26 protein-coding genes and 1 other RNA gene are annotated in these 24,058 nt (G+C 62.0%); 12 read left to right on the forward strand and 15 right to left on the reverse strand.

Annotated elements, in window-relative coordinates; all coding sequences use genetic code 11:
* Positions 1-11: 11 nt before the first annotated feature.
* On the reverse strand, positions 12-482 hold the full coding sequence (locus ACLH0I_RS28100; protein WP_186707580.1) for an Lrp/AsnC family transcriptional regulator: 471 nt from the start codon (positions 480-482) through the stop codon (positions 12-14).
* A gap of 125 nt (positions 483-607) precedes the next feature.
* On the opposite strand from ACLH0I_RS28100, the gene ACLH0I_RS28105 reads away from it, so the two are divergent.
* From ACLH0I_RS28105 to ACLH0I_RS28125, 5 genes are all read left to right on the forward strand, one after another.
* A complete protein-coding gene (locus ACLH0I_RS28105) occupies positions 608-946 on the forward strand; it encodes a hypothetical protein (protein WP_411385910.1) in 339 nt (112 codons plus the stop codon).
* Positions 947-1,090: 144 nt separating this feature from the next.
* The gene (locus ACLH0I_RS28110) at positions 1,091-2,875 is read left to right on the forward strand and encodes a GspE/PulE family protein (protein WP_411385911.1); all 1,785 of its coding nucleotides are present in this window, start codon (positions 1,091-1,093) and stop codon (positions 2,873-2,875) included.
* Between the two features lie 254 nt (positions 2,876-3,129).
* Positions 3,130-4,050 carry an SPFH domain-containing protein gene (locus ACLH0I_RS28115; protein WP_186707583.1) on the forward strand — a complete coding sequence of 307 codons (921 nt, stop codon included), beginning with the start codon at positions 3,130-3,132 and terminating at the stop codon, positions 4,048-4,050.
* A 9-nt stretch (positions 4,051-4,059) separates the two neighbouring features.
* Positions 4,060-4,509: an NfeD family protein gene (locus tag ACLH0I_RS28120; RefSeq protein WP_411385912.1), complete on the forward strand. Its 450-nt coding sequence runs from the start codon at positions 4,060-4,062 to the stop codon at positions 4,507-4,509.
* Between the two features lie 65 nt (positions 4,510-4,574).
* A complete protein-coding gene (locus ACLH0I_RS28125) occupies positions 4,575-4,895 on the forward strand; it encodes a DUF2388 domain-containing protein (protein ID WP_170867266.1) in 321 nt (106 codons plus the stop codon).
* A 184-nt stretch (positions 4,896-5,079) separates the two neighbouring features.
* Here the strand turns inward: ACLH0I_RS28125 and gcvH are convergent, their stop codons facing one another.
* The 8 genes from gcvH to ACLH0I_RS28165 form a co-directional block, all read right to left on the reverse strand.
* On the reverse strand, positions 5,080-5,463 hold the full coding sequence (gene gcvH, locus ACLH0I_RS28130; RefSeq protein WP_411385913.1) for a glycine cleavage system protein GcvH: 384 nt from the start codon (positions 5,461-5,463) through the stop codon (positions 5,080-5,082).
* 52 nt (positions 5,464-5,515) lie between these two features.
* Entirely contained in the window at positions 5,516-6,598 is a 1,083-nt protein-coding gene (gcvT, locus tag ACLH0I_RS28135) for a glycine cleavage system aminomethyltransferase GcvT (RefSeq protein WP_250965458.1), read from the reverse strand.
* A 156-nt stretch (positions 6,599-6,754) separates the two neighbouring features.
* A complete protein-coding gene (locus ACLH0I_RS28140) occupies positions 6,755-8,371 on the reverse strand; it encodes an ABC transporter permease (protein ID WP_411385914.1) in 1,617 nt (538 codons plus the stop codon).
* Between the two features lie 234 nt (positions 8,372-8,605).
* Positions 8,606-9,610, reverse strand: coding sequence for an extracellular solute-binding protein (locus ACLH0I_RS28145; protein ID WP_250965460.1), 1,005 nt, complete (start codon positions 9,608-9,610; stop codon positions 8,606-8,608).
* Positions 9,611-9,828: 218 nt separating this feature from the next.
* Positions 9,829-11,046 carry a 2-octaprenyl-3-methyl-6-methoxy-1,4-benzoquinol hydroxylase gene (locus tag ACLH0I_RS28150; RefSeq protein WP_411387567.1) on the reverse strand — a complete coding sequence of 406 codons (1,218 nt, stop codon included), beginning with the start codon at positions 11,044-11,046 and terminating at the stop codon, positions 9,829-9,831.
* A 67-nt stretch (positions 11,047-11,113) separates the two neighbouring features.
* Positions 11,114-12,301 carry a 2-octaprenyl-6-methoxyphenyl hydroxylase gene (ubiH, locus tag ACLH0I_RS28155; protein WP_411385915.1) on the reverse strand — a complete coding sequence of 396 codons (1,188 nt, stop codon included), beginning with the start codon at positions 12,299-12,301 and terminating at the stop codon, positions 11,114-11,116.
* Positions 12,298-13,632 carry a Xaa-Pro aminopeptidase gene (gene pepP / locus ACLH0I_RS28160; protein ID WP_186707590.1) on the reverse strand — a complete coding sequence of 445 codons (1,335 nt, stop codon included), beginning with the start codon at positions 13,630-13,632 and terminating at the stop codon, positions 12,298-12,300. Before pepP ends, ubiH begins: the two co-directional genes overlap by 4 nt.
* A gap of 25 nt (positions 13,633-13,657) precedes the next feature.
* Entirely contained in the window at positions 13,658-14,212 is a 555-nt protein-coding gene (locus ACLH0I_RS28165) for a YecA family protein (RefSeq protein ID WP_058542287.1), read from the reverse strand.
* A gap of 130 nt (positions 14,213-14,342) precedes the next feature.
* Here ACLH0I_RS28165 and ACLH0I_RS28170 point away from each other — a divergent pair, with 130 nt between their 5' ends.
* The 4 genes from ACLH0I_RS28170 (at position 14,343) to ACLH0I_RS28185 (ending at position 15,796) form a co-directional block, all read left to right on the forward strand.
* Positions 14,343-14,552: a TIGR02449 family protein gene (locus ACLH0I_RS28170; protein WP_003177365.1), complete on the forward strand. Its 210-nt coding sequence runs from the start codon at positions 14,343-14,345 to the stop codon at positions 14,550-14,552.
* Positions 14,549-14,866, forward strand: a complete 318-nt coding sequence (locus ACLH0I_RS28175; protein ID WP_053126417.1) for a cell division protein ZapA — start codon at positions 14,549-14,551, stop codon at positions 14,864-14,866. Before ACLH0I_RS28170 ends, ACLH0I_RS28175 begins: the two co-directional genes overlap by 4 nt.
* A 30-nt stretch (positions 14,867-14,896) precedes the next feature.
* Positions 14,897-15,076, forward strand: a non-coding RNA gene (ssrS, locus tag ACLH0I_RS28180) — 6S RNA.
* A gap of 114 nt (positions 15,077-15,190) precedes the next feature.
* Complete coding sequence (locus tag ACLH0I_RS28185; RefSeq protein WP_411385916.1) at positions 15,191-15,796, forward strand: 5-formyltetrahydrofolate cyclo-ligase; 606 nt, start codon at positions 15,191-15,193, stop codon at positions 15,794-15,796.
* 35 nt (positions 15,797-15,831) lie between these two features.
* On the opposite strand, the gene ACLH0I_RS28190 is transcribed toward ACLH0I_RS28185, so the two are convergent.
* Complete coding sequence (locus ACLH0I_RS28190) at positions 15,832-15,978, reverse strand: hypothetical protein (RefSeq protein ID WP_162893876.1); 147 nt, start codon at positions 15,976-15,978, stop codon at positions 15,832-15,834.
* A 195-nt stretch (positions 15,979-16,173) separates the two neighbouring features.
* On the opposite strand from ACLH0I_RS28190, the gene ACLH0I_RS28195 reads away from it, so the two are divergent.
* The gene (locus ACLH0I_RS28195; RefSeq protein WP_411385917.1) at positions 16,174-16,626 is read left to right on the forward strand and encodes an EVE domain-containing protein; all 453 of its coding nucleotides are present in this window, start codon (positions 16,174-16,176) and stop codon (positions 16,624-16,626) included.
* A 140-nt stretch (positions 16,627-16,766) separates the two neighbouring features.
* Here ACLH0I_RS28195 and ACLH0I_RS28200 read toward each other — a convergent pair whose 3' ends face one another.
* Positions 16,767-17,183: a flagellar basal body-associated FliL family protein gene (locus ACLH0I_RS28200; protein ID WP_186707593.1), complete on the reverse strand. Its 417-nt coding sequence runs from the start codon at positions 17,181-17,183 to the stop codon at positions 16,767-16,769.
* A gap of 150 nt (positions 17,184-17,333) precedes the next feature.
* On the opposite strand from ACLH0I_RS28200, the gene ACLH0I_RS28205 reads away from it, so the two are divergent.
* Positions 17,334-18,311, forward strand: coding sequence for an NADPH:quinone oxidoreductase family protein (locus ACLH0I_RS28205; protein WP_411385918.1), 978 nt, complete (start codon positions 17,334-17,336; stop codon positions 18,309-18,311).
* Between the two features lie 49 nt (positions 18,312-18,360).
* On the opposite strand, the gene ACLH0I_RS28210 is transcribed toward ACLH0I_RS28205, so the two are convergent.
* Positions 18,361-18,966 carry an energy transducer TonB gene (locus tag ACLH0I_RS28210; protein WP_411385919.1) on the reverse strand — a complete coding sequence of 202 codons (606 nt, stop codon included), beginning with the start codon at positions 18,964-18,966 and terminating at the stop codon, positions 18,361-18,363.
* Positions 18,967-19,290: 324 nt separating this feature from the next.
* Here ACLH0I_RS28210 and glpT point away from each other — a divergent pair, with 324 nt between their 5' ends.
* On the forward strand, positions 19,291-20,640 hold the full coding sequence (glpT, locus tag ACLH0I_RS28215; RefSeq protein ID WP_186707596.1) for a glycerol-3-phosphate transporter: 1,350 nt from the start codon (positions 19,291-19,293) through the stop codon (positions 20,638-20,640).
* On the opposite strand, the gene ACLH0I_RS28220 is transcribed toward glpT, so the two are convergent.
* The 3 genes from ACLH0I_RS28220 to ubiD form a co-directional block, all read right to left on the reverse strand.
* On the reverse strand, positions 20,616-21,284 hold the full coding sequence (locus tag ACLH0I_RS28220) for a gamma-glutamylcyclotransferase (protein WP_411385920.1): 669 nt from the start codon (positions 21,282-21,284) through the stop codon (positions 20,616-20,618). The two genes, glpT and ACLH0I_RS28220, sit on opposite strands and share 25 nt — an antisense overlap.
* A gap of 319 nt (positions 21,285-21,603) precedes the next feature.
* A complete protein-coding gene (locus ACLH0I_RS28225) occupies positions 21,604-22,572 on the reverse strand; it encodes a CDP-6-deoxy-delta-3,4-glucoseen reductase (protein ID WP_250965003.1) in 969 nt (322 codons plus the stop codon).
* Complete coding sequence (gene ubiD, locus ACLH0I_RS28230; protein ID WP_039590257.1) at positions 22,572-24,038, reverse strand: 4-hydroxy-3-polyprenylbenzoate decarboxylase; 1,467 nt, start codon at positions 24,036-24,038, stop codon at positions 22,572-22,574. The genes ACLH0I_RS28225 and ubiD overlap by 1 nt, the downstream gene beginning before the upstream one ends.
* Between the last annotated feature and the right edge of the window lie 20 nt (positions 24,039-24,058).

Here is a 24,058-nt window from a genome sequence, read left to right on the forward strand (position 1 = left end):
AAAAACAAGCTTCAGCGCACCACCGGCAAACTCGTCGTCGACTTGATCTCCGACAGCGCCACGATCGAATTCACCTCCTGGATCCCCGGCACCATCGACAGCTTTTCGAAAAAGAATCGCTCATACGCCTCGATGTCCGCCGTGACGATGCGCAGCAGAAAATCCACCGATCCCATCAGCACGTAACACTCCAGCACTTCGGGAAAGCCGCGGATCGCCTCGGTGAATTCGGTGAAGTTCGAACGGCCATGGGCGTTGAGTTTCACTTCGGCGAAGATCTGCGTGTTGAGGCCGATTTTCTTGCGGTCCAGCAAGGTCACCTGGGCGCGGATGATGCCCTCCTCCTTCATCCGCTGGATCCGCCGCCAGCACGGCGATTGAGACAAACCGACCTGCTCGGCGATCTGCGCGCTGGACAGCGAGGCATCCTCTTGCAGCAGGGCCAGTATCCTGCGGTCATAGCTATCCAGCTCGCTTTGCATAGACAAACCCAAAATGAATGATCTGGAGACTCAAGCGATTCGAAACATCGCCGAAAACACCCATCTTAGATAAGAAATACCCGGCGACGCATGTAAATATTTCTCCGCCGCCAAGGAGACCGCACATGCCCCCACTTGAAGCCGTTGCCACCACCCCGACCCGCGCCGACGTCTGGCACGCCGCCAATGCCCATTGCCGCGTGCACTACCAGATGCTGGCCGAGGCCGAGCCGGACCTGCTCTGCCGGGCATTGAACCTGTTTGCCTTGCAAGGCCTGACCCCGCAGCAGGTTCGCGTCGAGCGCCTCGACGAGCTGCTGTCGCTGGACATCGTCATGGACGGCCTGAGCTGGCACCGTGCCCAGGTCATCGCAGAAAAATTACGTAACCTGATCGGCATGTGCTCGGTGGACCTGCAAGGCGCTGATATTGCGCGAGTTGAGCCGGCCCAAGCGGCCGGTTGACCCCCCACGGGCAAGAATTGGTAACGCATTGGTCGGGTAGTGGCCCAACGGACCACCGGGTCGGGACTATTCTTTTGCAGACCGAGCGAGGACGCCGAGGCGTCTGTATCGCGGCTTTGCTGCAATTGTCCAATAGGAACCCGCATGTCCACCAAACACGCCACTCAGGACCGCTGGCTGGACCTCAATGATCTGCTGCGCCAACTGGTCACCCAGGGCTTCATCAGCCAGGATTCGGCCGAAACCGCGCTCAACGCCCGCCGGCGCCACAGCGCCAACAGCCAGCTGCACCCGCTGGAGTTCATTGCCAACCAGCACCTGGACGACCTCAGTCGGCCCGGCAAGCGCCTGGACCTTGAGAACCTGACTCTCTGGTTGTCCCAGCAGGCCGGCCAACCCTACATGCGCATCGACCCGCTGAAAATCAACGTGGCGGCCGTAACGCCCTTGATGTCCTATGCCTTTGCCCAGCGCCACAAGATCCTCGCGGTGGCGGTCGATCGTGACGCCGTCACCGTCGCCAGCGCACAACCCTACGTCAACAGTTGGGAAGCCGACCTGACCCATGTGCTCAAGTTGCCGATCAAGCGGGTGGTCGCCAATCCGGTGGATATCCAGCGCCTGAGCGTGGAGTTCTATCGCCTGGCCAAATCGGTCAGCGGCGCCACCACGGTCGATCAGCAACCGAGCAACCTGAGCAATTTCGAACAGTTGCTCAACCTCGGCGCCAGCGACCAGGAACCGGACGCCAACGACGCCCACATCGTCAACATCGTCGACTGGCTATTCCAGTACGCCTTCCAACAGCGGGCCAGCGATATCCACATCGAACCGCGCCGCGAGCAGGGCACGGTGCGATTTCGCATCGACGGGGTGCTGCACACCGTCTACCAATTCCCGCCGCAGGTCACGATGGCGATCGTCAGTCGCCTCAAGAGCCTGGGGCGGATGAACGTCGCGGAAAAACGCAAACCCCAGGATGGCCGGGTCAAGACCAAGACCCCGGACGGCGGCGAAGTGGAATTGCGCCTGTCGACCTTGCCCACGGCGTTCGGCGAAAAAATGGTCATGCGGATCTTCGACCCGGAAGTGCTGCTCAAGGATTTCGACCAGCTCGGTTTCTCCGCCGACGACCTGCGCCGCTGGCAGGACATGACCCGCCAGCCCAACGGCATCATCCTGGTGACCGGGCCGACCGGTTCGGGCAAGACCACCACCCTCTACACCACACTCAAGAAGCTGGCGACGCCGGAAGTGAACCTCTGCACCATCGAGGACCCGATCGAAATGGTCGAGGCGTCGTTCAACCAGATGCAGGTCCAGCACAACATCGACCTGAGCTTCGCCGCCGGGGTGCGGGCCCTCATGCGACAAGACCCGGACATCATCATGATCGGTGAAATCCGAGACCTGGAAACCGCTGAAATGGCGATCCAGGCAGCGCTCACCGGTCACTTGGTCCTGTCGACGCTGCACACCAACGACGCGCCGAGCGCCATCAGTCGCCTGCTGGAGCTGGGCGTGCCCCATTATTTGATCAAGGCCACCGTCCTCGGGGTCATGGCCCAGCGGTTGGTGCGCACCCTGTGCCCGCAATGCAAGGCGCCCCTGACCCTGAACGAAGACGACTGGCAGACCCTGACCCGACCCTGGCAGGCACCGCTGCCGAGCAATGCCCAGCAGGCCGTCGGTTGCCTGGAATGCCGCGACACCGGCTACCGCGGCCGCGCCGGCGTCTACGAAATCATGCAACTGACCGACAGCGTCAAGGCCTTGATCCACCCCGACACCGACCTGCTGGCGGTGCGCCGCCAGGCCTTCAAGGAAGGCATGCGCAGCCTGCGGCTGTCAGGGGCGCAAAAGGTCGCGGCGGGCTTGACCACCGTCGAGGAAGTGTTGCGGGTTACGCCCCAGAGCGAGCAGAGGTAACGGCGTGAAGTTGTTCCCGCGGAAGCCGTAGGAGCTGTCGAGTGCAACGAGGCTGCGATCTTGTCCCAGAGAGTTGAGTCTCAAGCGAAAAATCAAAATCAAAATCAAAATCAAAAGATCGCAGCCTTCGGCAGCTCCTACAGGGCTCAACGTATCGCTAAATCTCCACCCCACAAGGACTATAGAGAAGATAATGGCCGTTTGCCCTACACTCAGGGCTCGCAGGTCCATCTCAATTCGCACAGGGAACCGTCATGCAGATCGGTAGCGTACTTTTACTTTTCATCGGCCTGGTGGTCGTCATTCTCTTCATGGGCTTCAAGGTCGTACCCCAGGGCTACCAATGGACGGTCGAGCGGTTCGGCCGCTACACCAATACGCTCAAGCCCGGCCTGAATATCATCATCCCGGTGATGGATCGCATCGGGCGCAAGATCAACGTCATGGAAAGCGTGCTGGACATTCCGCCCCAGGAAGTCATCACCGCCGACAACGCCACGGTACAGATCGACGCTGTGTGCTTCTTCCAGGTGGTCAATACGGCCCAGGCAGCCTACGAAGTCAACAACCTCGAACACGCCATCCGCAACCTGCTGCAAACCAATATCCGCACCGTGCTGGGGTCCATGGAGCTGGATGCGATGCTGAGCCAGCGCGACGGCATCAACGAAAAACTGCTGCGCACCGTCGATGAAGCCACGGCGCCGTGGGGCATCAAGATCACCCGGATCGAGATCAAGGACATCAGCCCGCCGGCCGACCTGATGGCCGCCATGTCGGGGCAAATGAAAGCCGAACGGATCAAGCGTGCCCAGATCCTCGAAGCCGAGGGCCTGCGTGCGTCGGCGATTCTCACCGCCGAAGGCAAGAAGCAGGCGCAGATCCTCGAGGCCGAGGGCAGCCGCCAGGCCGCGTTCCTGGAGTCCGAGGCCCGCGAGCGCCAGGCGCAAGCCGAAGCACTGGCCACCCAGGTCGTGTCCCAGGCCATTGCCGACGGTAACGTCCAGGCCGTGAACTACTTCGTCGCGCAGAAATACATCGATGCGCTGGGCAAATTGGCGTCGGCCAACAACAGCAAGGTGATCCTGATGCCGCTGGAAGCCAGCCAGGTCATCGGTGCGGTCGGTGGCATCGGCGAGATCGTCAAGGCCACCTTCGACAGCAAGAAAGCCTGAGGCGCGCGTATGTGGGAGTTCCTGCAACACATGTCGTACTGGGACTGGCTGGCGCTGGGCGTGATCCTGCTGATCCTCGAAGTGTTCGGCGCCGGTGGCTACTTGCTGTGGATCGGCATGGCCGCCGCGGCAGTCGGCGTACTCACGTTCATCCTGCCGCAGCTGCCGTGGGAGCTGCAGTTCCTGTTGTTCGGCCTGTTTGCCATCGCCACGGCGCTGTACTGGTGGCAACGCCAGCGCAGCGCGGTGCGCCAAAGCGATCAGCCGCTCCTGAACCTGCGCGGACAGGAACTGATCGGCAAGGTCTTCCTGGTGCATGAAGCGATTGTCGAAGGCCGCGGCAAGATCAAGGTGGCCGACAGCGTCTGGCTGGCCAAGGGGCCCGAGTCGCCCATTGGTACGCGGGTCAAGGTGGTGGCCCAGGAAGGCGCGGTATTGCAAGTGGAGCGGGCTGACTGACAAGTCATGGAACTGAATCGAGACGCAGGTAATCCAACGTCATAGTTAACCCAGTGGAGTCACCTATCATGCGTCTCAAACTTGCTGTCGCTACCCTAGCCTTGCTGTCTCTTCCTGTTGGCTCGGCAATGGCCGACACGTTTTGGCGTAACGTCATCTCATCCGGTGCGACCACCGGTTCCACCTACCTGACCTTCAAGGATCACAAACTGATCGTCGCCGCCCAGGACGATGCCGGCAGCTTCGTCGCCAGTGATGGCGGTATCCGCGGCCCTTACCTGGAGGCAGCGATGCAGAAAGTACGCGCCGACAACCCAGGCCTGCAAGCCACCGACATGGAACTGGCCAACGCGATCCTGGCGAAAAACGCCGTCGCCCAGGAGTGATTCCCGGCCCATGAAAAATGCCGCTCGATGAGAGCGGCATTTTTTTTGTCCGGTGAATAATCCCGAGACAGCCCCCAGTCCCCTGTGGGAGCGAGCTTGCTCGCGATAGCGGAGTGTCAGCCAACAACAATGCTGCTGATCCACCGCTATCGCGAGCAAGCTCGCTCCCACAGGTACAGTCGGGTTATTCGCCGATAGCGGCCTTGTAGCCTGCCGCATCGAGCAGCTTGTCCAGCTCAGCCTTGTCGCTTGGCTTGAGCTTGAAGATCCACGCACCGTACGGATCGGAGTTCAGCAACTCCGGCGAAGCGCCCAACTCTTCGTTGATCGCGATCACTTCGCCGGCAACCGGGGAGTAGATGTCGGAAGCGGCCTTGACCGACTCAACCACACCGGCCTGGTCACCTGCGGCAAAGACCTTACCGATTTCCGTCAGCTCGACAAACACCACATCGCCCAAGGCTTCCTGCGCATGATCGCTGATGCCCACGGTGACGGTGCCGTCAGCTTCCAGACGGGCCCACTCATGGCTTTCGGCAAACCGCAGGTCGGCAGGGATATCACTCATATTCTGTGTCCTCAAGAGAAAGTGTCAGCGGCCAGCGGCCCGCCGCAAAAGGTTAGATCAGGGTTTTGCCATGGCGGACGAAGGTCGGTTTGACCACCCGTACCGGGTACCACTTACCACGAATTTCCACCTCGGCCCGGTCGGCGGTTGCCATCGGAACACGTGCCAGGGCGATCGACTTGCTAAGCGTAGGAGAAAAACTACCACTGGTGATCTCTCCTTCGCCAACATTGGCGATGCGAACCACCTGATGGGCGCGCAACACGCCCCGCTCTTCCAGCACCAGCCCGACCAGTTTGTGCTGCACACCGCTGGCAAGCTCGGCCTCCAGCGCACTGCGCCCGATGAACGGACGGCTCGCCGGTTCCCAGGCGATGCTCCAGGCCATGTTCGAGGCCAGGGGCGAAACGTCCTGACTGATGTCCTGGCCGTAGAGGTTCATGCCGGCTTCCAGGCGCAAGGTATCGCGGGCGCCGAGGCCGATGGGCGAAATGCCGGCCCCTACGAGATCGTTGAAGAAACTCGGAGCCTCTTGGGCGGGCAGCACAATCTCCAGGCCATCTTCACCGGTGTAGCCGGTCCGGGCGATGAACCATTCGCCGTCGGCGCGGCCTTCGAAAGGCTTGAGTTGCTGGATGATTTGGCCACGCGGTTGTGTGACCAGCTCGGCAATCTTTTGCCGGGCGTGGGGACCCTGGATCGCCAGCATCGCCAGCTCGGGGCGCTCATGTAACTGCACGTCGTAGTCACCGAGCTGCGCCTGCATCCAGGCCAGGTCCTGATCGCGGGTCGAGGCGTTGAAGACCAGCCGATAGCCGTCCTCGACACGGTAGATGATCATGTCGTCGACAATGCCGCCGCGCTCATTGAGCATCGCGCTGTACAAGGCACTGCCTGAGCCCTGCAAGCGGTCGACGTCATTGGCCAGCAAGCGCTGCAGCCAGACCTTGGCCTGGGGGCCGGCGACATCAATCACGGTCATGTGGGATACATCGAACACACCGCAGTCGCGACGCACCTGATGGTGCTCTTCGACTTGCGAGCCGTAGTGCAAAGGCATATCCCAACCGCCAAAATCGACCATCTTCGCGCCAAGGGCGAGATGAAGGTCATACAGAGGCGTACGCTGTCCCATGGGTTTCTCCTTCCGGGCTTGGCGAAGGTGCGGACGGACACTGCGTAGCGCGAACGCCTGAAAAAAAGGAGTTTTCTGACGCTCTCAGTTGCCCGGTCCGACAGACGGACCGCACCGAATGCCGCGCATTGTAGCCGCATGAGGTAGGACTGACACCTAGCTGTTTCGATGGGCCGAACGTCGTATCAATCCGATGACCGGCAACAACCCCACCAAGACCAACGTCAGCGCCGGCAACGCGGCCCGGGCCCACTCCCCTTCGCTGGTCATCTCGAAGATCCGCACCGCCAGCGTGTCCCAGCCGAACGGGCGCATCAGCAGCGTCGCGGGCATTTCCTTGAGCACATCGACGAACACCAGCAACGCCGCGCTCAATGTCCCGGGCAACAACAACGGCAGATACACTTTGAAAAACAGTCGTGGGCCACTGACCCCAAGGCTGCGTGCCGCTTCGGGCAAGGACGGACGAATTCGCGCCAGGCTGCTCTCCAACGGACCGTAGGCCACGGCCAGGAAGCGCACCAGATACGCCAGCAACAGCGCCGACAGGCTGCCCAGCAGCAACGGCTTGCCTGCGCCGCCGAGCCAGGCCGACAGCGGAATGACCAGCTCGCGGTCCAGGTAGCTGAACGCGAGCATGATCGACACCGCCAACACCGAACCGGGCAAGGCATACCCCAGGTTCGCCAGGCCGACGCCGGCACGAATCGGGCGGGTCGGCGCCAACCGCCGGGCGAACGCCAGCAGCAAGGCCACGCAGACGGTGACCAACGCGGCCAGGCCGCCCAAGTAGAGGGTATGGACGATCAGCCCGGCATAACGCTCATCCAGGTCGAAACGGCCGCGTTGCCAGAACCACACCACCAATTGCAGCACCGGGATGACAAACGCGCAGGCAAACACCAGGAAGCACCAGCCACTGGCCGCCACGGCCTTGAAGCCGCGCAACGTGTACAACGCCTTGACCCGGGGCCGCTCGTTGCTGGCTCGTTGGGCGCCGCGGGCCCGGCGTTCGCCGTAGAGCACCAGCATCACCGCCAACAACAGCAGGCTGGCCAGTTGGGCTGCGCTGGATAGGCTGAAGAATCCGTACCAAGTCTTGTAGATGGCGGTGGTGAAGGTGTCGAAGTTGAACACTGACACCGCACCGAAATCCGCCAGGGTTTCCATCAGCGCCAGCGCCACGCCTGCACCGATGGCCGGCCGGGCCATCGGCAGCGCCACGCGCCAGAACGCCTGCCATGGCGATTGCCCCAGCACCCGGGCAGCCTCCATCAAGCCCTTGCCCTGGGCCAGGAAGGCACTGCGCGCCAGCAAATAGACGTAAGGGTAAAAGACCAACACCAGCACCAGGATTACCCCGCCGGTGGAACGAACCCGAGGCAGGCGCAGGCCGCTGCCGAACCACTCTCGCATCAGCGTCTGCACAGGGCCGGCAAAATCCAGCAGACCCACGAAGACAAACGCCAGCACATAAGCCGGAATCGCAAACGGCAGCATCAACGCCCAGTCGAGCCAGCGTCGCCCCGGGAACTCACACAGGCTGGTGAGCCAGGCGAGACTGACCCCCAACAGCGTCACACCGATCCCCACGCCAAGGATCAACGTGAGTGTGTTGCCTAGCAGGCGGGGCATTTGCGTGTCCCACAGGTGGGACCAGATCTGTTGGTCGATGCTCTGCCAGGACAGTAGCAAGACGCTCAAGGGCAACAGGACCAACGCGGCGATGGCGAAGACCAGGGGATACCAACGGCGTTGGGCGGGGTGGGCCAAGGAGAACTCTCGTTAAATGGTCACGTGGCGAGGGAGCTTGATCCCGCTGGGCTCTGTAGGAGCTGGCGGAGCCTGCGATCTTTTGATCTTGATCTTGATCTTTCGCTTGAGACTCAAGTGTCTAGGGAAAGATCGCAGCCTCGTTGCACTCGACAGCTCCTACACAGCTCCTACAGGCTCAGCGGGAGCAAGCTCCCTCGCCACATGCTTTCAATGAACTGAACAGGACGGGTCTCAGTTCCAGCCAGCGCGATCCATCATGCGAATGGCTTCGGCCTGGCGTTTACCCGCGACTTCCACCGGCAGGGTGTCGGCCTTGAACTTGCCCCAGGCTGCCACTTCCTTGGACGGTTCGACTTTCGGGTTGGCCGGGAATTCCTGGTTCACGTCGGCAAAAATGCTCTGTGCTTCTGGCGTAGTCATCCACTCCACCAGCTTCTTCGCGGCTTCCGGATGCGGTGCATGCTGGGTCAAGCCAATGCCGGAGAGGTTGATGTGCACGCCACGATCAGCCTGGTTCGGCCAGAACAGCTTGACCTTCAGGTCCGGCTTCTGCTGGTGCAAGCGGCCATAGTAGTAAGTGTTGACGATGCCGACATCGCATTGGCCTGCGTTGATCGCTTCAAGCAACGCAGTGTCGTCGGAGAACACGTCAGTGGACAGGTTCTTGACCCATCCCTTGAGGATTTCCTCGGTTTTTTCCGCCCCGTGGGTTTCGATCAGGGTGGCAGTCAGGGACTGGTTGTAGACCTTCTTCGAGGTCCGCAGGCACAGGCGGCCTTCCCACTCTTTGCCAGCCAACGCTTCATAGGTGGTCAATTCGCTGGGTTTAACCCGCTCGGTGGAATAGACGATGGTCCGCGCCCGCAGGCTCAAGCCGGTCCAGGCGTGGGAGGACGCGCGGTATTGAGGCGGGATGTTGGCATCGATCACCGGGGAGGTGAACGGCTGGAGAATACCCATCTGCTCGGCTTGCCAGAGGTTACCGGCATCGACGGTGAGCAGCAGGTCGGCGGTGGCGTTTGCGCCTTCGGCCTTGATCCGCTGCATCAACGGCGCTTCCTTGTCAGTGATGAACTTCACCGATACGCCGGTTTTCTTGGTGTAGGCGTCGAAGACCGGCTTGATCAGTTCATCGATGCGCGAGGAGTAGACCACCACCTCATCGGCGGCCTGGGCGGCAGTGGTGCCGACCAGGGTCAAGGCGAGGGCGGACAGCAGGCGTTTGGTTGCCAACATGGTAGCGATCTCTGGATGGTGAGCGAAGCGCAAATGATAAGGACTCACATTTGGCACTACAATCGAACAGTAGGCGGACACATTTCCAAATGTTGCAACAGTGGGGTCGAGATGGCTGTTCCGGCCCCATCGCGAGCAAGCTCGCTCCCACAGGTTTCACCGAATCAACTGTGGGAGCGAGCTTGCTCGCGATGGGGCCATAAGCCCCAACCCACATTTCAGGCCTTGGCCAGATCCGGCAGATCCCCAATCAACCCCAGCGCCTCGCGCACGAACAGCGCCTTGGCCTCAGGCAAGCGGTCCACCAGTTTCAACCCGGTGTTACGCAACCAGCGCACCGGCAGCGGATCGGCCTGGAACAACCGCTCGAAGCCCTCCATCGCGGCCATCAGCGCCAGGTTGTGGGGCATGCGGCGCCGCTCGTAGCGGCTCAACACCTTCACGTCCGCCAAGCGCTCGCCCCGTGCGGCCGCTTGCAACAGCACTTCGGCCAGCACGGCGGCGTCGAGGAAGCCCAGGTTCACCCCCTGCCCAGCCAACGGATGGATGGTGTGGGCGGCGTCGCCGATCAGCGCCAGCCCTTCGGCCACGTAGCGCTTGGCATGGCGCTGGCGCAGCGGCACGCACAGGCGCGGGTCGGCGCTCAGTACCGGACCGAGCTGGCCTTCGAAGGCGCGTTCCAGTTCGTTGCAGAATCGAGTGTCATCGAGCGCCATCAAGCGCTGCGCTTCTTCGGGGGTGGTGGACCAGACAATCGAGCACCAGTCATGCTGGCCGTCACGCTCAAGGGGCAGGAACGCCAGCGGACCGTTGTCGGTGAAGCGCTGCCACGCCGTCATTCGATGCGGCCGGGCGCTGCGCACGCTGGTGACGATGGCGTGGTGCAGGTAATCCCATTCGCGCGTCGCCACGCCGGTCAGGCGGCGCACAGCCGAATTCGCGCCGTCGGCGGCAATGACCAGGGGCGCGCGCAGGGTGCGGCCATCGGCCAGGGTCAGCAACCAATCGTCGCCGGAACGACGCATCTGTTCCAGCCGGGCATTGGCCAGCAGGCCCAGGTCGCAGTCATGCAACCGATCCAGCAGCGCGTCCTGCACCACGCGGTTTTCAACGATGTGCCCAAGCGTCTCGGCGTGCAGGCTGGCGGCGGAAAAATGGATCTGCCCGGTGCCGCTGCCGTCCCAGACGTGCATGTCGGTATAAGGGCTGGCACGCCGGGTGGTGATGCCGCCCCAGACGCCCAGGCGGTCGAGGATTCGCTGGCTGGCCGTCGACAAGGCGCTGACCCGGGGCTCGAACGCGGCCTGGGGATCGAAAGGCTTGACGCTCATCGGGCTGCCGTCGAGCAACAGCACTTGCAGGCCACGGCCCTGCAACGCCAGCGCCAGGGCGCTGCCGACCATACCGGCGCCGACAATCAGCAGATCTGCACGCAATTCCATGCTCTATGCCTGTTTTGCTGGCGACGTCAGTCGCCCATGAAAAGAAGTGACCACGCCAGCCTCACGCATCGGGACGCGTCCCCAAGCCCATGGCCTGGCGGGCGAACCAGCGCTTGGCCGGCGGCAGCAGGTCGAGGCCCAGCAAGCCGAGGTTACGGCCCAGGGACACCAGCGGCAGGTTGCTGCCAAACAGGCGCGTGACCTGGTCGGAGAAGCCCACGGTCAGGGCCTGGTCCGTGCGCTGGCTCTCGCGATAAGCCTGCAACACGGCAAAGTCTCCGGGCTCGCCGTCGCTGTCGAGCAAGGCATCGGCCAGGGCCTGGGCATCGCGCAGGGACAGGTTGAACCCCTGCCCGGCAATTGGATGCAGGCTGTGGGCGGCATTGCCCAGGATCGCCAGGTGCGGACGGACCTGCTCTTCAGCCTCCACCAACGCCAGCGGGTACAAGTGCCGCACGCCCACCTGTTTCAGCGTCCCCAGGCGATAACCGAACACGCCCTGCAATTCGCTGAGGAAGCTGCGCTCGTCGAGGGCTGCCAGCCGTTGTGCGTCCATGCCCTGGCGGGTCCAGACCAACGCGCAGCGATTCTCCGGCAGCGGCAACAAGGCCATCGGGCCGTCATCGGTGAAGCGTTCGAAGGCCATGCCATTGTGGGCTTCGCTGGGGGTGATGTTGGCGATCAAGGCGCTTTGGTCATAAGGGCGACTGCGCACGCCGACGCCCAACTGCTCGCGCAGGCTGGAGCGACCACCATCGGCCAATACCGCAAGATCGCACTCCAGGGTGGTTTCGTCGTCGAGGGTCAGGCGATAACCGCCGACCAATGGCTCCATGCGCGTCACCTGCGCCGGACAGCGCCAACTGACCACTTCCGGGTCCAGGCCTTGCCACAGGCACTGGCCGAGCCAGGCGTTTTCCACCACATAGCCCAGCGCTGGCACACCTTCTTCCATGGCCGACAGCCGCGCCGTGGAAAACCGCCCGCGGTCGGACACATGGATCTGCTTGATCGGTTCGGCGCGGCGGGAAATTTCCTGCCAGACACCCAGGCGTTGATAAATCTGCCGGGCACCGTAGGACAATGCCGAGGACCGGGCATCGTAGCTTGGCTGCCAGGCGTCGCCAGGGGCGAAGGGCTCGATCAGCATGATCTTCCAGCCCCGGGCCTTGGCACCGGCCTGCAGGGCCAGGGCCAGGCTCGCGCCGACCAGGCCGCCGCCGATGATGGCCACGTTGATCCGGCTCATGCCGCTTGCGTCCGGGCGGCGGCCATCAGGGCCTCGATGTCGGCGACCGTTTTCGGCACGCCTCGGCTCAGGATTTCACAACCGGTCTTGGTCACTACCACGTCATCCTCGATGCGCACGCCAATGCCGCGCCATTTTTTCGCGACGCTGCGGTTGTTCGGGCTGATATAGATGCCCGGTTCCACCGTCAACGTCATGCCGATTTCCAGGACCCGCCATTCGCCGCCGACCCGGTATTCGCCCACATCATGCACGTCCATGCCCAGCCAATGGCCGGCGCGGTGCATGTAGAACGCCCGGTAGGCCTCGCTGGCAATCAAATCGTCCACCTCACCTTCCAGCAGTCCCAGGCGCACCAACCCTTCGGTAATGACCCGGACCGTCGCTTCGTGGGCCTGGTTCCAGTGTTTGTCCGGTGCGATCTGGGCAAACGCGGCTTCCTGGGCGGCCAGCACCACTTCGTAGATCGCTTTCTGCTCGGGCGAAAACTTGCCGCTGACCGGCCAGGTACGGGTGATATCGCTGGCGTAGCAGTCGATTTCACAGCCGGCGTCGATCAACACCAGGTCGCCGTCCTTGAGCAACGCGTCGTTCTGCTGGTAGTGCAGGATGCAGCTGTTGCGCCCCGCCGCGACGATCGAGCCGTAGGCCGGCATCTTCGCCCCGCCCTTGCGAAACTCATAATCGAGCTCGGCCTCCAGGCTGAACTCATGCAACCCCGGGCGCGCCGCCTGCATCGCCCGGATGTGCGCCTGGGCGGAGATCCGCGCCGCTTCGCGCATGACCTTCAGTTCCGCCGCCGATTTATACAGGCGCATGTCGTGCAGCAAGTGATCCAGGGCAACGAATTCGTTCGGCGGCTGGGCGCCGAGGTGGGCCTTGGAGCGAATCACGTTGATCCACTCCATCAGGTGCCGGTCGAATTCTGGGTTGCTGCCCATGGCCGAATACACCCGGTCGCGACCTTCGATCAGGCCCGGCAGGATGTCGTCGATGTCAGTGATGGGAAAAGCGTCGTCGGCACCGTAGTCACGGATCGCCCCTTCCTGGCCGGCGCGCAGGCCGTCCCACAACTCACGTTCGGCGTTGCGCTCGCGACAAAAGAGGATGTATTCGCCATGGGCGCGGCCGGGCATCAGCACCAGCACCGCTTGCGGCTCGGGAAAGCCGCTGAGGTATTGGAAGTCGCTGTCCTGGCGGTAGACATGCTCGACGTCGCGGTTGCGGATCGCAACGGCGGCGGCGGGCAGGATTGCGATGCTGTTGGGTTCCATCTGCGCCATCAAGGCCTTGCGGCGACGGCTGTATTCCGATTTCGGGATATGAATCATGGGCAGACGGGGTTCCCTCTAAAAATTAATGCAAGGACGGCTTGGGGGCCGCTGCATCGGTTTTCTTGGTCTCGGTGAACAGCAGCAATGGTGCGACCCGCAGGTACTCCATCACTTCCATGTAGTCGCTTTCGCCGTCGTCGGACTCTTCCAGGGCATCCTGGACCTGGGAAATCGCGGCCAGATCCTGCAGCACTTCCTTCGCCTCTTCGCTCAGCGCGTATTCGCGGCGGGTCAGGCCGAAGCCGGCGAGGAAGCCCTGGCACCACTGGCCCAGCGCCGCGGCGCGTTCGGCCAGGGGGGCGTCGTCAGTGGGCAACAGCAGGACGACGGTCATGTCGTCGCTGGTCAACTCGCCCTTGACCATTTCCTGCAGGCCGATCAGCGCGTTACGGACGTTGTCCGCCGGCTCGCCTTCCAACAGCTCGGCGGCGTCGGCCAACCAGCCGTCGGCCTCGAAGCCGGCGCCGGCGCAGCTGCGACCGAGCAACAGGCCATGCAGTTCGGCAGGCGAGACAGGATGACCGCTGGTGCTCAGCAGGGTGGCAAATGCTTGATACGGGGAATTCTGAATGGGCATGGGCAGCTAGGCGCCAGACGGCGCTATGTCTAGAATGGAGGCCTTGTATCCTACATCGACAGACTCGCCAAGACTATCAGAGGCTGTGCGACCTACATCCCTCCATCAGACACATTCTTCAGTGGACACAATGGAAGACACCGACCTGCAAGCGCTGATGGCCAGACTCGAACTGCTAATTGACCGGGTCGAGCAACTTAAGAGCCAAAACGGACTCCTATTAGCTCAGGAAAAAACCTGGCGCGAGGAACGCGCGCACCTCATTGAAAAAAACGAAATCGCCCGGCGTAAGGTCGAATCGATGATTTCGCGCCTCAAGGCCCTGGAGCAAGACTCATGAGTTCAAGCAATAGCGTTACCGTGCAGATCCTCGACAAAGAATATTCGATCATCTGCCCCCAGGAAGAGCGTAGCAACCTGGTGAGCGCCGCCCGTTACCTGGACGGCAAGATGCGCGAGATCCGCAGCAGCGGCAAAGTCATCGGTGCCGACCGCATCGCCGTGATGGCCGCCTTGAACATCACCCACGACCTGTTGCATCGCCAGGATACGCCGGACGTACAGGTCAGCGGCTCGACCCGTGAACAGGTGCGCGACCTGCTCGATCGGGTCGATCTGGTGCTCGCCACCGATCCAGACGTCGCCAAGGGCTGATTCGCGAAGCTGCCTGGGGTATACTCGCGTCACTCCCTGGGGTGCTTGCCAGTTGGTGATGTCCCTGAGCCGATACGCACAACCACGGGGGTTGCACGTTGGGGCCGGTGTGCATGTCCGCTTGACGGAAAGCCTTAACGCCTCCTGCAACTTCCACCTTGAACTTTCGGGTTCAAGGGCTAAGCCGACAGCGGTTCATCCGGGGAGCCTGACTCCAGACAATGCCAGTTCATATGAACTGGCATTGTCGTTTCTGGCGCAGGCATTTCTGGGCACCCTGTTTTGCGGTTACGCTGTGGCATCGCCACTGCGTGAAGCCTTGATATGACCGAACCCGCGCTGCTGCCCCGCCCGCAACTTCGACGCCTGCTGCGCCAGGCCCGTCGCGCTCTGACGCCCGCCCAGCAACGTCAAGCCGCCCGCGGGCTGTACAAACAACTGGCCCAGCACCCGCTGTTTCGCCGTGCAAAGCACATCGCCCTGTACCTGCCCAACGATGGCGAAATCGACCCGCGCCTGCTGCTGCGCGCGGCCCAGCGCCGGGGCAAGGCCACTTACCTGCCGGTACTCAGCCCGTGGCCGCAGACCAAGATGGTATTCCAACGCATCCACCCCGGCGAACAAATGCAGCCCAATCGGTTTCGTATCCCTGAACCGCGCAAGAACATCGCCCGGCAACGCAAGGTCTGGACGCTGGACCTGGTGCTGTTGCCACTGGTGGGATTTGACGATGCGGGAGGTCGGCTGGGCATGGGTGGCGGCTTTTACGACCGCAGCCTGGCGTACCTGGCGCGGCGCAAGCAGTGGCGCAAGCCGACGCTATTGGGGCTGGCCCATGAATGCCAGAAGGTCGAACGATTGGCGCAGGCAAGCTGGGACGTGCCGCTACAGGGGACGGTCAGCGACAGGCAGTGGTATATCGCGGGATAGACGCCGCGGTCATCCGCGGCGGCTGAAAAGCGGGTTCAGCGTTTGAGCGATGGCGCGGGTTGGGTGATATCCACCGGCGCCTCGGTCTTGTTGGCCCACAGGCTTTGGGCGTAACCCGTGGTCACGACACCCAGACCGAACAGAATGACCAAGATCCACAACAAATCCGGTTTGCGTTTCATCGATTGCCCCCCTCAAGGCATATCACACACGATGACAGCAGCGGTTTTCTTATTGGCCGTGCAGCAGCGTCAAGCTTGGAAGGCCGGCATTTTGCGGCAACCGGACCCTACACGCAAACTCTGGCGTCAACCGACTGTCGGTTTGTCATAAAATCGCTGAACTATTTTTTTCCACACCGCCAAGGAGTAGCAATCATGGCCTATTGGCTGATGAAGTCCGAGCCTGACGAATTGTCCATCCAGGGCTTGGAAAAGCTTGGCCAGGCCCGTTGGGACGGGGTTCGCAACTACCAGGCACGCAATTTCCTGCGGGCCATGGCGGTGGGCGATACATTCTTTTTCTACCATTCCAGCTGCCCCGAGCCCGGTATCGCCGGGATCGGCAAAATCATCCAGGCGGCCTACCCCGACCCGACCGCCCTGGACCCGGACAGCCATTATTTCGACGCCAAGGCCAGCCCGGACAAAAACCCCTGGACCGCGATCGACGTGGCCCATGTCGAGACGTTCCGCCACGTCCTGAAGCTCGACTACCTCAAGCAACAGACCGCCCTGGCGGACATGCCGCTGGTGCAGAAAGGCTCGCGACTGTCAGTGATGCCAGTGACGGCGGAGCAGTGGGCGGCGGTGGTTGCGCTGAAGCCTTGAGTGATTCGCTGTCCGGTAGGCCGCTATCGCGAGCAAGCTCGCTCCCACAGGGGTCTCGGTTGTTCACAAAATAGGACCACTGGAGATCCACTGTGGGAGCGAGCTTGCTCGCGATAGGGCCCGCCCAGCCACCACAAAACCTATTGAATGATCAGGTTGTTGAACAACAAATCATCCACCATCGGCTTGCCAGTCTCGTCGTTCATCACCTGCTGGGTCTGCTTCAACGCTTCCTGACGCAGTTTTTCCTTGGCTTCGAGGTTGTTCATCCCCTCGGTGGTCTGCTGGGCAAACAACGCCACCAACTGGTTACGAATCAGTGGCTCGTTGGCCTTGACCGCCGCCGCGGCGGCATCACCGGTCACGCGCAGGGCCACGTCGGCCTTGTAGACCTTCAGCTTCGCCGTGCCGTCCAAGCCATAGTTGCCCACGAACGGCGGGCTGAGGGTGATATAACTGACTTTCGGTGCCTCGCCCTCTTTCGCTTCCTTGGCCTCTTCGGCCATCGCCGCCACAGGCAGCGACAGGGCCAGCATCAACATGATCCACGCTTTCACAATCGATTCCTCATCCGGTTTGCGGCCCAGCATACCGACCCGCCATTCAAGCACAAGCTTATGGCCGGCTATCAGGGCGGGGCATGCTCGTTGACCCGTTGTCTCTCACACCTACACTTATCGGCCATCACTCCCAAAGGAATAGCCCTGATGAAAGCCGTGCTGTGCAAAGAATTCGGCCCCGCCGAATCGCTGGTGCTGGAAGACGTCGCCAGCCCCGTCGCCAAGAAGAACGAAGTGCTGCTGGACGTGCACGCCGCCGGGGTGAATTTCCCTGACACGCTGATCATCGAGGGCAAATACCAATTCAAGCCACCCTTCCCGTTTTCCCCCGGCGGCGAAGCGGCGGGCGTGGTCAGCCAGGTGGGTGAGAACGTCAGCCACTTGAAAGTCGGCGACCGGGTGATGGCGCTGACCGGCTGGGGCAGCTTTGCCGAACAGGTGACGGTCCCCGGCTACAACGTGTTGCCGATTCCCGCGTCCATGGACTTCAACACCGCCGCGGCTTTCAGCATGACCTATGGCACCTCGATGCACGCCCTCAGGCAACGGGCCAACCTGCAACCCGGCGAAACCCTGCTGGTGCTCGGCGCCTCCGGTGGCGTTGGCCTGGCGGCCGTGGAAATCGGCAAGGCCATGGGCGCCCGGGTGATCGCCGCCGCCAGCAGCGCGGAGAAACTCGCCGTGGCCAAGGCGGCCGGTGCCGACGATTTGATCAACTACAGCGAAACCAGCCTGAAGGATGAAATCAAGCGCCTCACCGACGGCCAGGGCGCCGACGTGATCTACGACCCGGTGGGCGGCGACCTGTTCGACCAGGCCATCCGCGCCATCGCCTGGAACGGCCGGTTGCTGGTGGTGGGTTTTGCCAGCGGACGCATCCCGGAACTCCCCGTGAACCTGGCCTTGCTCAAGGGTGCTGCCGTGGTGGGCGTGTTCTGGGGCTCTTTCGCCCAGCGCCAACCGAAGGACAATGCCGCCAATTTCCAGCAACTGTTCGGCTGGTTCGCCGAGGGCAAGCTCAAGCCGCTGGTGTCCCAGGTGTATCCGCTGAGCAACGCCGCCCAGGCGATCAATGACCTAGGGCAGCGCAAGGCGGTGGGGAAGGTGGTTGTGCAGGTGCGTTGAATGCGTCAAGGCGGTCAGGCCCCATGCGCCGGACCGCCATTGACCCGCACTAAAGCAACTCTCGAACTTCCTTCGGTAACATCCGCATATACCGCGCCGCTGGAAAACTCCCGCAACGCTGCACGATTGAAGGCAAGAGCCTGTTGAGCCGGGCGATCAAGGCCAGGCGCTCGGCTTCCGGTAACTGTTTGACGAAAAACACATTGGATAAGTAGAGGCGTGTGTAATGGAACGGGAGCAAGTCCTGCACCCATAGCTGGCCGTTGGCGTGGGCGTTGATGTCCGAGCATTTCCAGGTCTTGATCCACTTATTGGCGTCCAGTGGCAAGTCATCCAGGCGGAACTCGAAGGGCGCTACGACATGCGTCTTCGCCGGGTGTTCGAGATCCACCGGCCAAGGCTTGAAGCGCCATTGGCTGACCGCTTCCCGTGCAGCTTCGGCGAAATCCGGATGATCGCTGTGCAGGATCGCGATCTCATCGACATGACCATCGGCATGCACCATGAAGCCGACCCGGGCCATACCCATGATGCCCTTGCGGACCAGGGCCGTCGGGTAATCCGGCCTGGGATTGTGCTCGGGCACCAACAACATTTCCGCTGCCCCGCTCGTACCGGACAAGCACAGCAACAGCATCACCACGGACCACCTCATGCCCCTACCCCTCAGTTGAAATGCCAGACCTGGCAGAAACGTAAAGGGTAAAGGCCACGGTCCGTGGGCCAAATAGCGAGACTTCCCATTTGGGCGAAGGATGTTTCCCACTGTTTTGCCCCGTATTCACCGGTGCGGCGCATGAAAGGGCATCGCGAAGGCCATTTCCTACGACGCCCTTCGCTTACGTCTGAACGACATGTTCACTTAAGAACATGACCAATCGAAATTTCTGCTTTTTATGCGACAACGAGCGATGCTATTTTCGGTAACGAAACTGTAACATTCGCATCCGCCGCCATAACAAGAACCTGGAGCACTTGAATGTTTGCTTTCTTTCGACCTGCCGCACACCAGGCAGTCCTGCCTGAAGAAAAAATCGACAGCACCTACCGACGCCTTCGCTGGCAGATCTTCGCCGGGATCTTCATTGGCTACGCCGGGTATTACCTGCTGCGCAAGAACTTCTCCCTGGCCATGCCGTACCTGATCGACGAGGGTTATACCCGTGGCCAGCTGGGCCTGGCCATGTCTGCCATCGCCATCGCTTATGGGCTGTCGAAGTTCCTGATGGGCCTGGTGTCCGACCGTTCCAACCCCCGTTACTTCCTGCCCTTCGGCTTGCTGGTCTCGGCGGGAGTGATGTTCGTGTTCGGTTTCGCGCCCTGGGCAACGTCCAGCGTGACCATCATGTTCATCCTCCTGTTCATCAACGGCTGGGCCCAAGGCATGGGCTGGCCGCCAAGCGGACGGACCATGGTGCATTGGTGGTCGCAGAAGGAACGTGGCGGCGTGGTGTCGGTGTGGAACGTGGCGCACAACGTCGGTGGCGGCCTGATCGGCCCGTTGTTCCTGCTGGGCATGGCCTGGTTCAATGATTGGCACGCGGCATTCTATGTGCCCGCTACCGTAGCGCTCGTCGTTGCGGTGTTTGCCTTCGCGACCATGCGCGACACCCCGCAATCGGTGGGCCTGCCCCCGATCGAGAAATACAAGAACGACTACCCGGAAGGCTACGACGCCAGCCACGAGAACGAATTCAGCGCCAAGGAAATCTTCGTCAAGTACGTGCTGCGCAACAAGATGCTCTGGTACATCGCCATGGCCAACGTCTTCGTCTACCTGCTGCGCTACGGCGTGCTGGACTGGGCGCCGACCTACCTCAAGGAAGCCAAGGGCTTCACGGTGGACAAGAGCTCCTGGGCCTATTTCTTCTACGAGTGGGCGGGCATTCCCGGCACGCTGCTGTGTGGCTGGATGTCCGACAAGATCTTCCGTGGCAACCGTGGCCTGACCGGCATGGTGTTCATGGCCCTGGTGACCGTGGCAACGCTGGTGTACTGGCTGAACCCGGCCGGCAACCCGACCGTCGACATGATCGCCCTGGTTTCCATCGGCTTCCTGATCTACGGCCCGGTGATGCTAATCGGTTTGCAGGCACTGGAGCTGGCGCCGAAGAAAGCCGCCGGTACCGCCGCGGGCTTCACGGGCCTGTTTGGTTACCTGGGTGGGTCGGTCGCGGCCAGTGCCGCCATGGGCTACACCGTGGACCACTTTGGCTGGAATGGCGGTTTTGTGCTGTTGGTCGGTGCCTGCTTGCTGGCGATGGCATTCCTCGCGCCAACCCTATGGCACAAGCAAATCGCCAGTCAGAGCCGCGAAGCGGTCGCCTGATCCAGCGCTGATTGGCAGCGCTTGAGCCGCGCCTCCAGGTTCCGGTCTGGCATGGCGTGGCTGCGCAGGGCGTGTACGGTCTGCTCGACATAATCGCGAGTGGTGCCGTAACGCCCACAGGCGCTTTCGAACACCTGGCTCAGCACATGGTCCGGCAAGTTGCCGGCATAGCTGGGCAGGTGTCGCTCCAACACAAAACCCAAGGCTTGCACCCGACTGCCATCCTCGAGACGGCAACTGAGCCAGTGCGGGCGATAGGACGGCACCGGCATCTCGCGCTGCCACAGGGCAAACAATGAGTCCTCAAGGTTCTCCTCCGGCAATCGATAGGCGAACCCGCTGCACGAACCGCCGCGATCCAATCCGAACACCAACCCTGGCAATTCCGGGGTGCCGCGGTGTTCGTGGGACCACAGGTATAAACCGCGATGGTAACCATGGACCCGGCCGCGCACCCGCTCCACCGCCGTACATTCCGGCCGCCAGATCAATGAACCGTACGCGAACAACCAGACCGGACCACCCCGGTGGAGACTCATGGTCAATTGCATCGAGGCGAGCAATTGTTCACGGGTCAGCTGCGGCCCCAGTTCGAGTCGTGGCGGGTACAAGGCACAGGTAATGGCGGATTCGATAGCGGTCATGGCCGTTAGCGGTTGGCTCCTCGCGGGGGCGGAAGGTAGTCGGGGTGCCGTCATGGTGTTGACGCTCGGGGGAATTCACGCAAGTTAAATGCCATTGCGCACCCTATATACGTTATCGGTATCTAGCCTCAAGGCTAAATATCGAAACGAAATATATGAATTTATATCGACGGGTGGACATGCGCGCTGTTGTGGCGAGGGAGCTTGCTCCCGCTCGGCTGCGCAGCGACCGCAAGATCTTGGGGCCGCTGCGCAGCCCAGCGGGAGCAAGCTCCCTCGCCACAAAAAAGCTCACTAAGCCTGGGTGGGTGAATGCGATTCAACCCCGCGGCGCATACGCAAACACATCCGCGCGCATCTGATGAGCGTCCATGCCGGCTTCCACCAAGGCATCGAGCGTGGCATAGATCATGGCCGGCGAACCGCTGGCATAGACGTGCACACCAGAAAGGTCACTGATGTCCTCGCACACCGCTTCATGGAGCATCCCGCAGCGCCCTTCCCAGCCACACAAGTCGCTGACGACTTTATGCAGGAACAGGTTCGGCAGTTTTTTCCATTCGTCCCAATGCTCGATTTCATAGAAATCTTCCGGCCGCCGCACGCCCCAATACAGGTGCACCGGGTGCTTGAAGCCCGCCGCGCGGCAGTGCTCGATCAAGCTGTGCATCTGCGCCATGCCGGTTCCAGCGGCGATCAGCACCAATGGGCCTTCCGGTAGTTCGGACAAATGCGTGTCGCCAAACGGCATTTCCACGCGCACGCTGGGGTTGCGTCGCAGTTGCTCCAGCAGCGCCTGTGCACTGCTTTCGCGCACCAATACGTGCAATTGCAGCTCGCGCCCGGAATGCGGCGCCGAGGCCAGGGAAAAAGCCGATTTCTCGCCGTTTTCCCTCTCGATCATCAGGTACTGCCCGGCGTGATAGCGCGGTGGCTTGCCCGCCGGCGCACGCAGGCGCACTCGCCAGACATCACCGCCTACGTCGGCGCACTCGATGACCTGGCACGCCAGGTTGCGTACCGGCAGCTCTCCCGGCGACAGCACGCCGTCCCACAGCACCACGCAGTCCTCCAGCGGCTCGGCGATACAGGTGAAGATCTCACCGTGATCGCGCACCTCGCCCGCCTGTTGCACACGGCCTTCCACCAGCAACGCGCCACAGACGTGGCAGTTGCCGTTGCGGCAGCTTTGCGGGCATTCATAGCCCAGGCGCCGCGCGCCATCGAGAATCCGCTCCGCCGGCTGTATCTCCAGCACCGCGCCGGAAGGCTGCAAGGTTACACGCATCAATCTATTCCTAACTGATTCCAGATGGCATCGATCCGTTGGGTAACGGCTTCATCCTTGACGATAACCCGGCCCCACTCACGGGTGGTTTCACCGGGCCATTTATGCGTGGCATCGAGCCCCATCTTCGACCCCAGGCCAGACACCGGCGAGGCGAAGTCGAGGTAGTCGATCGGCGTATTCTCGATCATCACCGTGTCGCGCTTGGGGTCCATGCGCGTGGTGATGGCCCAGATCACGTCGTTCCAGTCCCGTGCATTGATATCGTCGTCGGTGACGATAACGAACTTGGTGTACATGAACTGTCGCAAAAACGACCAGACCCCGAGCATCACCCGCTTGGCGTGCCCCGGATACGACTTCTTCATGGTCACCACGGCCATGCGATACGAACAGCCTTCCGGCGGCAAATAGAAATCGGTAATTTCCGGAAACTGCTTTTGCAGGATAGGCACGAACACTTCGTTCAGCGCCACGCCGAGAATCGCCGGCTCATCAGGCGGACGACCGGTGTAGGTGCTGTGGTAGATCGGCTTGATCCGATGGGTGATGCGCTCGACGGTAAACACCGGGAAGCTGTCGACTTCGTTGTAGTAACCGGTGTGGTCGCCGTACGGCCCTTCGTCGGCCATTTCGCCGGGATGGATCACCCCCTCAAGGATGATCTCGGCGGTGGCCGGCACTTGCAGGTCGTTGCCGCGGCATTTCACCAGTTCGGTACGGTTGCCCCGCAGCAGGCCGGCGAAGGCATATTCGGAAAGGCTGTCGGGCACGGGTGTGACAGCGCCGAGGATAGTCGCCGGGTCCGCGCCCAGGGCCACCGACACCGGGAAAGGCTGGCCGGGGTGTTTTTCACACCACTCGCGGTAATCCAGCGCACCACCCCGATGGCTCAGCCAGCGCATGATGACCTTGTTGCGGCCGATAACTTGCTGACGGTAGATGCCCAGGTTCTGGCGGTCCTTGTTCGGGCCTTTGGTGACGGTCAGGCCCCAAGTGATCAGCGGGCCGACGTCGCCCGGCCAGCAGGTCTGTACCGGCAGCATAGCCAAATCGACGTCGTCACCCTCGATCACCACTTCCTGGCAGATCGCGTCCTTGACGACTTTCGGCGCCATGGAAATGATCTTGCGGAAAATCGGCAGCTTCGACCAAGCGTCCTTCAGGCCTTTGGGCGGCTCGGGCTCCTTGAGGAACGCCAGCAGCTTGCCGATTTCGCGCAGTTCGCTGACGGCCTCGGCCCCCATGCCCAGGGCCACGCGCTCCGGTGTGCCGAACAGGTTGCCCAGCACCGGGATGTCATAACCCGTCGGGTTTTCGAACAACAGCGCCGGGCCTTTTGCGCGCAGGGTGCGGTCGCAGACCTCGGTCATTTCCAGGACGGGGGACACCGGCACCTGGATGCGCTTGAGTTCGCCGCGCTGTTCCAGCCCACTGATAAAGTCGCGCAAGTCGCGATACTGCATGCAAAAGCCTCATGGTCGCC

The organism is Pseudomonas sp. MPB03 (genome assembly GCF_046605385.1).
In the GTDB taxonomy this organism is placed as follows: domain Bacteria; phylum Pseudomonadota; class Gammaproteobacteria; order Pseudomonadales; family Pseudomonadaceae; genus Aquipseudomonas; species Aquipseudomonas zanjanensis.

What these genes read in the sequence shown, in the direction of transcription:
- ACLH0I_RS28100 (WP_186707580.1), bottom strand. Translation starts at nt 482, where the DNA reads ATGCAAAGCGAGCTGGATAGCTATGACCGCAGGATACTGGCCCTGCTG.
- ACLH0I_RS28105 (WP_411385910.1), top strand. Translation starts at nt 608, where the DNA reads ATGCCCCCACTTGAAGCCGTTGCCACCACCCCGACCCGCGCCGACGTC.
- ACLH0I_RS28110 (WP_411385911.1), top strand. Translation starts at nt 1,091, where the DNA reads ATGTCCACCAAACACGCCACTCAGGACCGCTGGCTGGACCTCAATGAT.
- ACLH0I_RS28115 (WP_186707583.1), top strand. Translation starts at nt 3,130, where the DNA reads ATGCAGATCGGTAGCGTACTTTTACTTTTCATCGGCCTGGTGGTCGTC.
- ACLH0I_RS28120 (WP_411385912.1), top strand. Translation starts at nt 4,060, where the DNA reads ATGTGGGAGTTCCTGCAACACATGTCGTACTGGGACTGGCTGGCGCTG.
- gcvH (WP_411385913.1), bottom strand. Translation starts at nt 5,463, where the DNA reads ATGAGTGATATCCCTGCCGACCTGCGGTTTGCCGAAAGCCATGAGTGG.
- gcvT (WP_250965458.1), bottom strand. Translation starts at nt 6,598, where the DNA reads ATGGGACAGCGTACGCCTCTGTATGACCTTCATCTCGCCCTTGGCGCG.
- ACLH0I_RS28145 (WP_250965460.1), bottom strand. Translation starts at nt 9,610, where the DNA reads ATGTTGGCAACCAAACGCCTGCTGTCCGCCCTCGCCTTGACCCTGGTC.
- ubiH (WP_411385915.1), bottom strand. Translation starts at nt 12,301, where the DNA reads ATGAGCCGGATCAACGTGGCCATCATCGGCGGCGGCCTGGTCGGCGCG.
- pepP (WP_186707590.1), bottom strand. Translation starts at nt 13,632, where the DNA reads ATGATTCATATCCCGAAATCGGAATACAGCCGTCGCCGCAAGGCCTTG.
- ACLH0I_RS28165 (WP_058542287.1), bottom strand. Translation starts at nt 14,212, where the DNA reads ATGCCCATTCAGAATTCCCCGTATCAAGCATTTGCCACCCTGCTGAGC.
- ACLH0I_RS28170 (WP_003177365.1), top strand. Translation starts at nt 14,343, where the DNA reads ATGGAAGACACCGACCTGCAAGCGCTGATGGCCAGACTCGAACTGCTA.
- ACLH0I_RS28175 (WP_053126417.1), top strand. Translation starts at nt 14,549, where the DNA reads ATGAGTTCAAGCAATAGCGTTACCGTGCAGATCCTCGACAAAGAATAT.
- ACLH0I_RS28185 (WP_411385916.1), top strand. Translation starts at nt 15,191, where the DNA reads ATGACCGAACCCGCGCTGCTGCCCCGCCCGCAACTTCGACGCCTGCTG.
- ACLH0I_RS28190 (WP_162893876.1), bottom strand. Translation starts at nt 15,978, where the DNA reads ATGAAACGCAAACCGGATTTGTTGTGGATCTTGGTCATTCTGTTCGGT.
- ACLH0I_RS28195 (WP_411385917.1), top strand. Translation starts at nt 16,174, where the DNA reads ATGGCCTATTGGCTGATGAAGTCCGAGCCTGACGAATTGTCCATCCAG.
- ACLH0I_RS28205 (WP_411385918.1), top strand. Translation starts at nt 17,334, where the DNA reads ATGAAAGCCGTGCTGTGCAAAGAATTCGGCCCCGCCGAATCGCTGGTG.
- ACLH0I_RS28210 (WP_411385919.1), bottom strand. Translation starts at nt 18,966, where the DNA reads ATGAGGTGGTCCGTGGTGATGCTGTTGCTGTGCTTGTCCGGTACGAGC.
- glpT (WP_186707596.1), top strand. Translation starts at nt 19,291, where the DNA reads ATGTTTGCTTTCTTTCGACCTGCCGCACACCAGGCAGTCCTGCCTGAA.
- ACLH0I_RS28220 (WP_411385920.1), bottom strand. Translation starts at nt 21,284, where the DNA reads ATGACCGCTATCGAATCCGCCATTACCTGTGCCTTGTACCCGCCACGA.
- ACLH0I_RS28225 (WP_250965003.1), bottom strand. Translation starts at nt 22,572, where the DNA reads ATGCGTGTAACCTTGCAGCCTTCCGGCGCGGTGCTGGAGATACAGCCG.
- ubiD (WP_039590257.1), bottom strand. Translation starts at nt 24,038, where the DNA reads ATGCAGTATCGCGACTTGCGCGACTTTATCAGTGGGCTGGAACAGCGC.